This is a genomic window from Bacteroides sp. AM16-13 (genome assembly GCF_003602705.1).
GTDB classification, from domain to species: Bacteria; Bacteroidota; Bacteroidia; order Bacteroidales; family Bacteroidaceae; genus Bacteroides; species Bacteroides xylanisolvens.
The window spans coordinates 1-13,531 of record NZ_QTLK01000006.1 but is presented as its reverse complement, the minus strand read 5'-3'; the positions used below and the strand labels follow the sequence as shown (position 1 = coordinate 13,531).

Here is a 13,531-nt window from a genome sequence, read left to right as displayed (position 1 = left end):
TAATTATGATGACATGCTTATGAACATTAGCTTTAAGAAACGAACTTCTTTAATCTTATCAGCAGTACTGGCTGCCACTACTTTCACGTTAGCGCAGCAACAACCGTTACCCGAATGGCAGAGCCAGTATGCGGTGGGACTGAACAAACTCGCTCCTCACACATACGTATGGCCTTATGCCAACGCTTCCGACATTGAAAAACCGGGAGGGTATGAACAGTCTCCTTTTTATATGAGCCTGAACGGAAAGTGGAAATTCCATTGGGTGAAGAATCCCGATAACCGTCCGAAGGACTTTTACCAACCTTCTTATTACACAGGAGGATGGGCGGACATCAATGTGCCCGGCAACTGGGAATGTCAGGGTTATGGCACAGCTATCTATGTCAACGAAACGTATGAATTTGACGATAAAATGTTCAACTTCAAGAAGAATCCGCCGTTGGTACCGCATGCAGAAAATGAAGTCGGCTCATACCGCCGTACCTTCAAAGTGCCTGCCGACTGGAAAGGACGCCGGGTAGTACTTTGTTGTGAAGGGGTCATCTCTTTCTATTATGTATGGGTGAATGGAAAATTGCTTGGATACAATCAGGGATCAAAGACAGCTGCCGAATGGGATATTACTGACGTCCTCAATGAAGGCGAAAATGTGGTTGCTTTGGAAGTGTACCGATGGAGTGCGGGGGCTTATCTGGAATGTCAGGATATGTGGCGTTTGAGTGGTATCGAACGCGATGTGTATCTTTACAGCACTCCCAAACAGTACATTGCCGACTACAAACTGAATGCATCTTTGGACAAAGAGAAATACAAAGATGGAATTTTCGGACTTGAAGTGACCGTAGAGGGACCTTCTATTACACTTGGAGCCACTTCTATTGCTTACACCCTGAAAGACGCCGAAGGCAAAGCTGTCCTGCAGGATGCTATCCGGATAAAATCCCGTGGATTGAGCAATCTTATCACGTTTGATAGAAAGAATCTACCTGATGTAAAGGCTTGGAGCGCAGAGCATCCTCATCTTTACACATTGATACTCGAACTGAAAGATGAACAAGGCAAGGTCACCGAACTGACCGGTTGCGAAGTCGGCTTCCGTACCTCGGAAATCAAAGACGGACGTTTCTGCATCAACGGTGTTCCGGTATTGGTGAAAGGAACCAACCGCCACGAACACTCCCAGCTGGGACGTACCGTGAGCAAAGAACTGATGGAACTGGACATCAAACTGATGAAACAGCACAATATCAACATGGTGCGTAACTCGCATTATCCGACTCACCCTTACTGGTATCAGCTTTGCGACCGCTACGGATTGTACATGATTGATGAAGCAAATATCGAATCCCACGGAATGGGATATGGGGCTGCTTCTCTTGCCAAAGACACTACCTGGCTGACCGCGCACATGGACCGCACCCACCGGATGTATGAACGTTCCAAGAATCATCCCGCTATCGTCATCTGGTCGTTGGGAAATGAAGCCGGCAACGGAATCAACTTCGAGCGTACCTACGACTGGCTGAAATCGGTAGAAAACACTCGTCCCGTGCAATACGAACGTGCCGAATTGAACTATAATACGGATATTTACTGCCGTATGTACCGCAGTGTGGACGACATCAAAGCATATCTTGCGAAGAAAGACATCTATCGTCCTTTCATTCTTTGCGAATATCTTCATGCGATGGGCAACAGTTGCGGCGGATTGAAAGAATACTGGGATGTATTTGAAAACAATCCGATGGCACAAGGTGGCTGCGTTTGGGACTGGGTGGACCAGTCATTCCGCGAAATAGATAAAAACGGTAAATGGTATTGGACGTATGGCGGTGATTACGGGCCGGAAGGAATCCCGAGTTTCGGTAACTTCTGCTGTAACGGTTTGGTAGGCGCCAATCGTGAACCGCATCCGCATTTGCTTGAAGTAAAGAAAGTATATCAGAATATAAAAGCGACTTTGGCGGATCAAAAGAATCTGACTATCCGTGTCAAGAACTGGTATGACTTCTCTAATCTGAATGAGTATGTACTGAACTGGAATGTGACGGCAGACAATGGCAAGATCTTGGCAGAAGGTACGAAAACGATTGATTGTGCACCGCACGCTACCGTAGATGTAGCTTTAGGCGCTGTCAAACTTCCGAATACAATTCGTGAGGCTTATCTGAATATCAGCTGGACGCGTCGTGAAGCATCTTCAATGATCGATAAGGACTGGGAAGTGGCATACGATCAGTTCGTGTTTGCCGGTAATAAGAATTACACAGGCTACCGTCCGCAAAAAGCAGGTGAAACGACTTTCACTGTTGACAAGCAAACAGGGGCGCTGACTTCATTGAACCTGAATGGCAAAGAATTATTAGCTGCTCCGCTGACATTGAGCCTTTTCCGCCCGGCAACGGATAATGACAACCGGGATAAGAACGGTGCACGTCTGTGGCGTAATGCAGGATTGGATAATCTGACCCAAAAGGTCGTTTCACTGAAAGAGGGCAAGACTTCGACCACTGCCCGGGTGGAAATTCTAAATGCGAAAGCGCAAAAGATAGGAACTGCCGACTTTGTTTATTCATTGGATAAAAACGGTGCGCTGAAAGTTCTTACTACTTTCCAGCCCGACACGACCATCGTGAAATCAATGGCACGTCTGGGATTGACATTCCGTGTGGCGAACACCTACGATCAGGTTTCTTACCTCGGACGTGGAGAGAATGAAACATACATTGACCGCAATCAGTCCGGCAAAATCGGTGTATATCAGACCACACCGGAACGGATGTTTCATTATTATGTTGCTCCGCAATCTACGGGCAACCGCACCGATGTACGTTGGGCGAAGTTGGCAAATACTTCCGGCGAAGGCCTCTTTGTAGAATCAAATCGTGCTTTCCAGTTTAGTATGATTCCTTTCTCGGATGTATTATTGGAGAAGGCCCGCCATATCAATGAACTGGAACGTGATGGATTGCTGACAGTGCATCTGGATGCCGAACAGGCAGGCGTGGGAACGGCTACTTGTGGTCCCGGAGTGTTACCGCAATACTTGGTTCCATTAAAGAAACAGAGTTTTGAATTTACCCTTTATCCGGTGAAATAGATACTAAATCAATAGGTTATTTAGATTATATATAAAGGTGGGGGGTACACTGATTGAATGGAATATCATAAGAAAGTATTCCATGAGAATCGTGAAATCCGTACCTTTATTTTATTTTTGTAAAACTGCAATAATTTATAGGCTATGAATAAACTACTAATCTCTCTCTTATTGTCTTCTACCCTCATCGGTGGAGTGCAGGCACAGAAAAAAGAAAACTACTACGTGAAGCATGTTGAATTTCCTCAAGATGCAACGCTCGAACAGAAAGTCGATATGGCAGCGCGGTTGGTACCCACTCCGCAACAATATGCCTGGCAACAAATGGAACTGACCGCTTTTTTTCATTTTGGCATCAACACTTTTACCGGACGTGAATGGGGAGACGGAAAAGAAGATCCTGCACTCTTTAATCCTTCAGAACTCGATGCTGAACAATGGGTGAAGAGTTTGAAAAATGCAGGTTTCAAAATGGTTATTCTGACCGCAAAGCATCACGACGGTTTCTGCCTGTGGCCTACAGCTACAACGAAACATTCTGTAGCCTCTTCTCCTTGGAAGAACGGACAGGGGGATGTCGTAAAAGAACTTCGGAAAGCCTGCGATAAATATGATATGAAGTTCGGCGTCTATCTTTCTCCGTGGGATCGGAATGCGGAATGTTATGGAGACTCTCCCCGTTACAATGAATTTTTTGTCCGTCAATTGACAGAATTGCTCACCAATTATGGTGAAGTGCACGAAGTATGGTTCGACGGAGCGAATGGGGAAGGCCCGAACGGAAAGAAACAAATATATGACTGGGACGCTTTCTATAAAACCATTCAACGCCTTCAACCGAAAGCTGTGATGGCGATTATGGGAGACGATGTCCGTTGGGTAGGAAACGAGAAAGGGATAGGCCGTGAAACGGAATGGACTGCAACTGTGCTTACTCCCGGTATATACACCCGTTCGCAAGAGAATAACAAACGCTTGGGTGTTTTCGGTAAAGCAGAGGATTTGGGAAGTCGTAAGATCTTGGAGAAAGCTACGGAATTATTCTGGTATCCTTCTGAAGTGGATGTATCTATCCGTCCGGGATGGTTCTATCATGCGGAGGAAGATGGTAAAGTGAAATCTTTGAAACATTTATCGGATATTTATTTCCAGTCGGTAGGATATAATTCAGTGCTTCTATTGAATATTCCGCCTGACCGGAGAGGGCTGATTCATGAAGCTGATATCAAGCGGTTAAAAGAGTTTGCCGACTATCGGCAGCAAACGTTTGCTGACAACCGTGTGAAAAACGGAAGGAAATGCTGGTGCGCTACTTCGGGTAGTGAGATTGTTTATACCTTGAAGGCCAAATCGGAAATCAATTTGGTTATGTTGCAGGAAGATATAACGAAAGGGCAGCGGGTAGAGCTTTTCACTGTGGAAGCCTTGACTGATAAGGGCTGGAAAGAAGTTGGAAAAGGTACGACAATAGGATATAAACGTATGTTGCGTTTTCCCGCGGTTAACGCCAGTAAGCTCCGGGTGAAAATAGGCGAATGTCGGTTGACTGCTTACGTTAGTCAGGTTGCCGCTTACTATGCAGAACCTTTGCAGGAAGAAACAAAGAAAGAAGACTGGAATAACTTGCCGCGCTCCGGATGGAAACAAGTGGCTATCTCTCCGTTGACTATTGATTTAGGTAAGACAGTGACGTTGGGTAGCTTCACGTATGCTCCTGCAAAGGCAGAGGCAAAACCGACGATGGCATTCCGTTACAAATTCTTTGTGAGTGAGGACGGTAGGATGTGGAAAGAAGTTCCGACTAATGGAGAGTTTAGTAATATTATGCACAATCCGTTGCCGCAGACGGTCACTCTCGGACAGAAAATACAGGCACGTTTTATTAAACTGGAAGCTACTACGCCAACTGCAACCACCGCAAAAATAGAAATGAATGAAATAGGAGTGATGGTAACTCCCTGATGGAGCCCTCATTGAAAGATATGCTTAGAGAGTAGCAATGGAGACTGGCGTCTTGGTTCTTGATGAATCAGATACCGGTCTCTTTTTTTTCTAAACCAAATGAATATTTTACTGTTATTTATTAAAAAAGACAGAAGTTATGTTAGTAGTAGATTTAGGAAAATGGATGAATAAAACCCTTATTGACTGGGGAATAGATCCGGCAGTTGCCGATCGTTTTGATGAGACTATTATGGCTTTACTGATGATAGTGATTGCTATCGTGCTGAATTACCTCTGCCAGGCGATTCTTATCGGAGGTATGAAACAGTATACGAGGCGGAGACCTCATCAATGGAACACGTTGTTAATGAAACGCAAGGTCTTTCATCATTTGATTCATACCATCCCGGCTTTTCTGGTTTATTCGTTGTTGCCAATGGCTTTTATCCGTGGAAAAGAGTTGTTACTGATTTCCCAGAAAGCGTGTGTCATTTATATTATTTTCTCCTTGCTATTGGCTATTAATGGAATTCTGTTGATGATAATGGATATCTATGACGGAAGAGAGTCGATGAAAGACCGCCCGATGAAAGGATTTATCCAAGTGTTGCAGGTGCTTCTTTTCTTTGTAGGCGGGATTGTAATCATCGCTATTATCGTGAATAAGTCTCCGGCCACTTTGTTTGCGGGCCTGGGCGCTTCGGCGGCTATTTTGATGTTAGTGTTCAAAGACTCCATACTAGGTTTTGTGGCAGGTATCCAGCTTTCTGCCAACGATATGGTTCGTCCGGGGGACTGGGTGACGCTTCCTTCCGGTGACGCAAACGGTATTGTACAGGAGATAACGCTGAATACAGTCAAGATTCAGAATTTTGATAATACCATTTCCACCATTCCTCCTTATACATTAGTGAGCAGCCCTTTTCAGAATTGGCGGGGAATGACACAGTCGGGAGGACGACGGGTGATGAAGAGTATAACATTGGACTTGACTACACTTCAATTCTGTACGCCGGAAATGCTGGACCGTTATCGGAAAGAAATTCCACTAATGGCAGATTACCAGCCGGAAGAAGGAGTGGTTCCTACCAATTCTCAAGTGTATAGGGTATATATTGAACGCTATTTGTGTAGCCTGCCCGTAGTCAATCAGGAGTTGGATTTGATTATCAGTCAGAAAGAAGCTACGATGTACGGAGTACCTATTCAGGTTTATTTCTTCTCCCGCAATAAGGTATGGAAAGAATACGAGCGTATTCAGTCGGATATCTTCGATCATTTGTTGGCAATGGTACCGAAGTTCGATTTGAAAGTTTATCAGTATTCGGACTAATTAATGGAGCTACGATGAGGCGTTATATTTCTCAACGATACTTATCCCTATGAGAAAAAATACTCATGCCAATGAGAATATATTCCCATTACTATGAGAATCTTTTCTCATTACGGTGAGAATACTCCCTTGTCAGAGCATACTGTAACGGCGTTTGTACTTCCCTGATAATGGTTGACTTTCTTTCTTTGTAATAACCGGATATTATTAGCTGCTACCGTTTCTTATAATTAATGTAGAATCAGCTCGAAGTCTGCATAGATAGGAAGATGGTCACTGATGCCTCCTTGATATTTCATTCCCTTATAAGTGCGGAAAGGTTCTTTATCACCATATTTTTCGTCATCTTTCAGTAAAAAGGGGAGAAGGCACACATTTGCTTTTTCTTCGCTGGTGAAAAAGTGATTTGATTGATTTAATAGAGTGCCTGATACAATCAAGTGATCGAGTAATCCCCATTCACCACGATATTTGTAAGAACCGAAGTCTTTTGATTTAGCTTTCCGGGCGAGTAGGTGATATAGTTTTAATGAGGAGGGGGCAACTGTTGAGAAGTTGGTGGAGCCGGTTGTTGAGGCTAGGTCATTGGTAGTAACAGGAGGTGCTTCGGCTTCCAGTATTTTCTGAATAGATTGATTGGTCGGGTAATCGTTGAAATCCCCCATAATAATGACTTGCGGAAGAGAACGAATGTTCATGATGCTATCAACTTCCATACGCAGAGTGTGAGCTGCATATAAGCGATAGGGTTCCGATTCTTTGGCTCCACCCGAGCGGCTGGGGAGGTGGCAGACAAATACGTCGAGGGTATCTCCCGTCAGTAGAAGTCCGCTGACGTGTAGCAAATCTCTTGTCGGGCGGTATTGCTTCAACGGAGGGATGGAAATGGAACGGGAAGATAATAGTTTGAATAAATCCCGTTGATAAAGCAAGGCTACGTCAATTCCTCTTAAATCAGGGGAGTTGGTCATTACATAACGATAACTAAGCTCTTTTAAAGGAGAACGGCGGGTCAGGTCACGAAGCACTGTATCATTTTCTACTTCACATAATCCGACTAATGCAGGCGGACTCCATTCGCCAATAGCAGTTATTACACGGGCAACGTCAACCAGCTTTTTTTTATATCTGCTATAATTCCAATGACGCATCGCGTCGGGAAGAAATTCGTGATCGTTCTTTAAACTATCATGACGAGTGTCGAACAGGTTTTCTATGTTCCAACTTACAACGCGGAAAGGGATTCTTTCTTGTTGAGAGGGGACTTGTGTGTCGTGATAGCCTTGTCCTTCGTGAGAATCTTGTGCGATAGCATAAGAAGGAGCAAAGAAACTTACAGCTATTAAATTCATTGCAAAAAAGAGCATGGCAACAGCTACTCTCTTTTCACTGTTACCATACTCTTCTTTATGTTGACTTATCTGTCTGTTACTTCTTGGCAGGAACATGTGCCAAGATATCCAATAGATGTTTCCAGAATTTCTCAACGGTAGGAATAAGCATTCGTTCGTCAGGAGAGTGAACACCTGTCAGTGTTGGTCCGAAAGAGATCATATCCAGCGTTGGATATTTATCAAGGAACAGGCCACATTCCAATCCTGCATGGATGGCTTTAACTTTCGCGTCTACACCAAACAGACGCTTGTAAGATTCAACAGCCACTTCGAGGATAGCCGAGTGGGGATTCGGTTTCCATCCCGGATAACCTTCGCCAAACGTAACATTGGCTCCCGCCAGTTGGAATACGGCACGAACCGTGTTCGCCATATCGTTGCGTGCGGATAGTATCGAGCTCCGCTGACTAGTTTCAATGCGGATGACATGATTCGGCTTCATCTTGACAGATGCCAGATTGGTAGAAGTTTCCACCAGTCCGGGAATATCCTGGCTCATGGCGTATACACCGTGAGGAGCTGCATACAGAACTTTTAATAAACGGGTAGTGGTATCCTGGTCGATAGCCGTCTTGCGGGGAGTTTCCGATTCGAGAACCAACTTTAAGTCGGGCTCTACAACGGATAATTCGTCTTCCATTTCGCTGGTGAAGATATTTAGTTCGGTGCGGACATCATGTTTGGCATCTTCGGGAACAGCACAGATAGCGTATGCCTCGCGGGGAATAGCGTTGCGCAGGTTACCACCGTTGATTTCACAAAGATACAGATCATGCCTGCCAGCCATGCGTGAAAGGAAACGGTTCAGTATTTTGTTGGCATTTCCCCGTCCCAAATGAATATCACCACCGGAGTGACCGCCTTTTAAACCTTTCACTTCCACCTTGAAGAAGAAATATCCGGCAGGAACTTCCACTTCCTTATAAGTAAATTCTGCAACGGAGTCAATACCTCCGGCACAGCCGATAAAGATTTCCCCTTCATCTTCCGAATCGAGGTTCAGAAGAATATCACCGCTCATAAAGCCTTCCTGCAGGGCGAAAGCTCCGGTAAGCCCCGTTTCTTCGTCTACTGTAAACAGACATTCCAACGGACCATGTTCAATGCTGTCGTCAGCCAGAATAGCCAGTTCGGTAGCTACACCGATACCGTTGTCGGCTCCGAGGGTAGTGCCTTTGGCTTTCAGCCATTCACCGTCAATTTCCGTTTCGATGGGGTCGGTGAGGAAGTCATGTTGAACGTCATTGTTCTTTTCGCACACCATGTCGATATGTGATTGCAATACGACGGTTTGAAGATTTTCCTTTCCCGGAGTAGCGGGTTTTTTAATCAATACGTTGCCGGCTTCGTCTACCTTGGTTTCCAGGTTATGTTTTGCTCCGAATGCCTTTAGGTAGGCAATCATTTTCTCTTCCTTCTTCGAAGGGCGTGGCACTTGGCAGATTTCTTCGAAATACTTGAATACGCCAGCCGGCTTTAAGTCTTTTTTTTCCATGCTGTTTTTATTTTATAATTAGGAATAGAAGGGCTGTTTTCGCTTCTTCTATTGCTAAATATGGTTAATTTGATTGACTTATCTGAACTCATATCTCATTAAAGCCTATCTTTGCACTCACAAAATTAATAGAAATGGTTGAGACTATACTGATAACTTTGTTAATAGTTGCTATTTCCCTGGTATTATTAGGGGTGAAAGTATTCTTTACGAAGGGTGGAAAATTCCCGAATGGTCATGTGAGCGGGAATAAAACGTTGCGTCAGAAAGGAATCGGATGCGCACAGTCGCAGGATCGCGAAGCACAAAAGAAACCGCGTTTTTCTATTGATGAGTTGGAAAAAGCCTTGAACGATAGTATGAATTAAATTTATTAAAAACAATACTTATTAATTATGAATAGAATGAACTACCTCATGAACGGTTTGGCTGCTCTTGCGTTTATCGTTTTATTTTCACAATGTGCTGGCAAAACTGACAATCAAACTACAAGTACTCCGGCACAGGCTAATGCCGAACTGTCAGGAATGAAAATTGCCTATGTTGAAATAGATACGCTGCTTGCCAAATACAATTTCTGTATTGACTTGAATGAGGCGATGGTAAAGAAGAGCGAGAACGTTCGTATGACATTGAATCAGAAGGCTACCTCTTTGAACAAGGAAAAACAAGACTTCCAGAAGAAAGTAGAAAACAATGCTTTCCTGTCACAAGATAGAGCGCAGCAAGAATACAACCGTCTGGTGAAGTTGGAACAAGATTTGCAAGAGTTGAGTAACAAACTTCAGAATGGTTTGATGGAAGAGAACAACAAGAACAGCTTGCAGTTCCGCGATTCTATCAACGCTTTCCTGAAAGAATATAATAAGACTCACGGATATAGCCTGATTTTCAGCAACACAGGTTTTGATAACCTGCTTTATGCTGACAGCACTTTTAATATCACAAAAGAAATTGTTGATGGGTTGAATGCAAGATATTCACCTGTGAAGAAATAATAGTGAAGGATAAAAAATAAACGTTCCGTTTCCTGATAAAAAGGACGGAACGTTATTCAATATTTTTTTCGATTTCTGCCTGTTCAAGACTGTAAAGCTATGAACAGGCTTTTTTTATGCCCTTTCTTTTTCTTCTTCCTGCGGAATACGGAAAGCGGTGTAAAGTTCGAGGATAGCAGCAACCGTGAGGCAGGCAATCCATTCATTGCCTCGGGTGGTAAACATAAAGGCTCCGGTCAGGATCAGCGCCAATGCTCCGAATATCTGCTGAACGCGTAGGCGTTTTAGTGTTTTGCCTTTTCCTTTGACGGGCGTGTTCACTTGTGCCAATGCGAAAAATCCGGCTCCGATAGTATATATGTAAGGAGCATAGATCCATCCGGTGATAAATACAGCTGCTCCGGTGAGAGCCATGATAGCGCCTACAACGAAAAGGGCGGGTACTAATTGTTTCATTCTTTAATCTTCAAAAACGTAAATATCTTCGTTGGGTTTCTTCATCAGATACTTTTCACGGGCGATCTGCTCGATGGCGTCCGGATTGGTCGTTATTTCGTTGAGACGTTTGGTATTCTCTTCGTAATCTGCCCGGTACTTTTCTATCTCTTCTTTCAACTGGCTGATCTCCCGTTCATATCCGAAACGACGGACCAGGCTGTTCTCGTCCAGAAAGCCAATGATAACAGCAAACGCAACGACCGTAATGAGATACTTTCGTCTGCGTATGAAACTCCAGATACTGATTAGTTTACCCATAACTTCTCCTTTTAATATCCGCAAAGATAAAACTAATAACTTAAAAACTTATCGCTTTAGCTTCAAAACTTCTCTCTTTATCCCTTATTACATCTCACTTTTTTTGTGTACATTTGCAGAGTAAGCGAAAACAGGCTTCACTCGGCATAGTTCAAGCTAGCTTGACTCTGCTCTCATTTGCACTGTTTTTGCAGAGTAAGCGAAAATTCAAAAAAAACAGAGAGAATCCCGGATATGGAAAACTATATTGTTTCAGCCCGTAAGTACCGTCCGTCCACGTTCGAATCGGTGGTAGGACAGCGGGCGTTGACTACTACGCTGAAAAATGCAATTGCTACCCAAAAACTGGCTCATGCTTATTTGTTTTGCGGACCACGTGGGGTAGGAAAGACCACTTGTGCGCGTATCTTTGCCAAAACCATCAATTGTATGACGCCTACTGCCGACGGAGAGGCTTGTAATCAGTGTGAGTCATGTGTAGCTTTCAACGAACAGCGATCATACAATATTCACGAACTCGATGCTGCTTCCAACAACTCGGTAGATGACATTCGCCAGTTGGTGGAGCAAGTACGCATCCCGCCGCAGATTGGTAAATATAAGGTATATATCATCGACGAGGTGCACATGCTTTCGGCATCTGCTTTCAATGCGTTCCTGAAAACGCTGGAAGAACCTCCCCGTCATGCTATCTTTATCCTGGCTACGACGGAGAAGCATAAGATTCTCCCTACCATTCTTTCCCGTTGTCAGATTTATGACTTTAACCGGATAAGCGTGGAAGATACGGTGAATCATCTGTCGTATGTTGCTTCGAAAGAAGGAATTACGGCGGAGCCGGAAGCACTGAACGTGATAGCTATGAAGGCAGACGGTGGTATGCGTGATGCTTTGTCTATCTTCGATCAGGTTGTAAGTTTTACCGGAGGAAATATCACCTATAAGAGTGTGATTGATAATCTGAACGTTCTTGATTATGAATATTATTTCCGTCTGACGGATTGTTTCCTCGAAAACAAGGTAAGTGATGCTTTGTTGCTTTTCAATGATATATTGAATAAAGGCTTTGACGGAAGTCATTTTATTACCGGATTATCGTCTCATTTCCGTGACCTGTTGGTGGGGAAAGACCCGGTGACACTGCCTCTACTGGAAGTGGGAGCGAGCATACGCCAACGCTATCAGGAGCAGGCGCAGAAATGTCCGTTACCTTTCTTGTACCGGGCCATGAAGCTTTGTAATGAGTGTGATTTGAATTACCGCATCAGCAAAAATAAGCGTTTGCTGGTAGAACTGACCTTGATACAGGTTGCACAGCTTACCACCGAGGGGGATGACGTGAGTGGTGGGCGTGGCCCTACGAAGACCATAAAACCCATATTCACACAGCCTGCCGCAGCTCAGCAGCCGCAGGTCGCTTCTGCAACCCAGGTTCAGCAGGCTTCCCTTCATACGTCTCCGTCTTCAGTAACAACACAGGCTGTTAATGGCACTACTGCCCGGCATCCGCAAGCATCTGCAGCAGTGCAACCGGGAGCATCGGCTTCTTCCGGTGCGGCTTCGTCTGCTCCGTCGCAAGGAGCGGGAGTTGCCCCGACTGTCAAGGAAGAACGGAAAATTCCGGTGATGAAGATGTCTAGTTTGGGCGTGTCTATCAAGAATCCGCAGCGCGATCAGACAACGCAGAATACAGTTACCACTCATGTTCCCAGAGTACAGCAACCGGAAGAAGATTTTATTTTCAATGACCGGGATTTGAATTATTACTGGCAGGAATATGCCGGTCAGTTGCCGAAAGAACAGGATGCTCTTACTAAACGTATGCAGATGCTCCGTCCGGTATTGCTTAATAACTCAACGACTTTTGAAGTGGTGGTTGATAATGAGTTTGCTGCAAAGGATTTTACAGCTTTGATTCCTGAATTGCAGAGTTATCTTCGTGGTAGGCTGAAAAACAGCAAAGTGGTGATGACAGTGCGGGTAAGTGAGGCAACGGAAACAATACGTCCTGTGGGACGTGTCGAGAAATTCCAGATGATGGCTCAAAAGAATCAGGCGTTGATGCAGCTGAAAGATGAGTTCGGACTGGAGCTATACTAATGTACTTACTTCTATCGGATTATCATCTTCCAGGAACGAAGGCTTTTATCTATATCGGATACTGGTATGAAAATATGGTCTATACTTTTAATTTAATGTAAACGTTGATTCATACGGTCTTCGTATCCGTCTGAAGGTCTTTTTCCCGGCATGACAATCCACAGGATTATATATATGATTACTCCGGCGAAAGCAGTGAAGAATGTAGCCAGTATATACACTATTCTTAATAAGGTAGGATCCCATCCGAAATATTCGGCTATTCCGGCGCATACGCCTGCGATCATTCGGTTGGAAGAACGGGTTAATTTCTTTTCATTTTCCATGATGTACTTTGTTTTAGTGCGAATACTATACAAAGGTATATAAAAAAACAGATTTTTTACGCCCGGTAAATAAGAAAGTCAA

At 44.2% G+C, this 13,531-nt stretch carries 11 protein-coding genes; 6 read left to right on the top strand and 5 right to left on the bottom strand.

The window, feature by feature from the left end; translation table 11 throughout:
* The first annotated feature begins 13 nt into the window (after positions 1-13).
* The 3 genes from DW173_RS06010 to DW173_RS06000 all read left to right on the top strand — a co-directional run bounded on the left by DW173_RS06010 (position 14) and on the right by DW173_RS06000 (position 6,380).
* On the top strand, positions 14-3,103 hold the full coding sequence (locus DW173_RS06010) for a glycoside hydrolase family 2 TIM barrel-domain containing protein (protein ID WP_199722819.1): 3,090 nt from the start codon (positions 14-16) through the stop codon (positions 3,101-3,103).
* A gap of 144 nt (positions 3,104-3,247) precedes the next feature.
* Positions 3,248-5,065 (top strand): alpha-L-fucosidase, encoded by a 1,818-nt coding sequence (locus tag DW173_RS06005; protein ID WP_120144008.1) that lies wholly within the window; start codon positions 3,248-3,250, stop codon positions 5,063-5,065.
* Positions 5,066-5,204: 139 nt separating this feature from the next.
* Positions 5,205-6,380 carry a mechanosensitive ion channel family protein gene (locus DW173_RS06000; RefSeq protein ID WP_117685169.1) on the top strand — a complete coding sequence of 392 codons (1,176 nt, stop codon included), beginning with the start codon at positions 5,205-5,207 and terminating at the stop codon, positions 6,378-6,380.
* Positions 6,381-6,610: 230 nt separating this feature from the next.
* On the opposite strand, the gene DW173_RS05995 is transcribed toward DW173_RS06000, so the two are convergent.
* Both DW173_RS05995 and DW173_RS05990 read right to left on the bottom strand, forming a co-directional pair.
* A complete protein-coding gene (locus tag DW173_RS05995) occupies positions 6,611-7,828 on the bottom strand; it encodes an endonuclease (RefSeq protein ID WP_120144007.1) in 1,218 nt (405 codons plus the stop codon).
* A complete protein-coding gene (locus DW173_RS05990; protein ID WP_087322395.1) occupies positions 7,809-9,269 on the bottom strand; it encodes an aminoacyl-histidine dipeptidase in 1,461 nt (486 codons plus the stop codon). Before DW173_RS05990 ends, DW173_RS05995 begins: the two co-directional genes overlap by 20 nt.
* Before the next feature lie 134 nt (positions 9,270-9,403).
* On the opposite strand from DW173_RS05990, the gene DW173_RS05985 reads away from it, so the two are divergent.
* The gene (locus tag DW173_RS05985) at positions 9,404-9,637 is read left to right on the top strand and encodes a hypothetical protein (protein ID WP_008026083.1); all 234 of its coding nucleotides are present in this window, start codon (positions 9,404-9,406) and stop codon (positions 9,635-9,637) included.
* Between the two features lie 27 nt (positions 9,638-9,664).
* A complete protein-coding gene (locus DW173_RS05980) occupies positions 9,665-10,267 on the top strand; it encodes an OmpH family outer membrane protein (protein ID WP_032812121.1) in 603 nt (200 codons plus the stop codon).
* A gap of 114 nt (positions 10,268-10,381) precedes the next feature.
* Here DW173_RS05980 and DW173_RS05975 read toward each other — a convergent pair whose 3' ends face one another.
* Both DW173_RS05975 and DW173_RS05970 read right to left on the bottom strand, forming a co-directional pair.
* Positions 10,382-10,723, bottom strand: a complete 342-nt coding sequence (locus DW173_RS05975; RefSeq protein ID WP_120144005.1) for a hypothetical protein — start codon at positions 10,721-10,723, stop codon at positions 10,382-10,384.
* Positions 10,724-10,726: 3 nt separating this feature from the next.
* Positions 10,727-11,023, bottom strand: a complete 297-nt coding sequence (locus DW173_RS05970) for an FtsB family cell division protein (protein ID WP_004316220.1) — start codon at positions 11,021-11,023, stop codon at positions 10,727-10,729.
* Between the two features lie 234 nt (positions 11,024-11,257).
* Between DW173_RS05970 and DW173_RS05965 the strand changes: the two genes are divergently transcribed.
* Positions 11,258-13,123 carry a DNA polymerase III subunit gamma/tau gene (locus DW173_RS05965; RefSeq protein ID WP_008026087.1) on the top strand — a complete coding sequence of 622 codons (1,866 nt, stop codon included), beginning with the start codon at positions 11,258-11,260 and terminating at the stop codon, positions 13,121-13,123.
* Positions 13,124-13,215: 92 nt separating this feature from the next.
* On the opposite strand, the gene DW173_RS05960 is transcribed toward DW173_RS05965, so the two are convergent.
* Entirely contained in the window at positions 13,216-13,449 is a 234-nt protein-coding gene (locus DW173_RS05960; RefSeq protein ID WP_004316218.1) for a PspC domain-containing protein, read from the bottom strand.
* Positions 13,450-13,531: the final 82 nt, after the last annotated feature.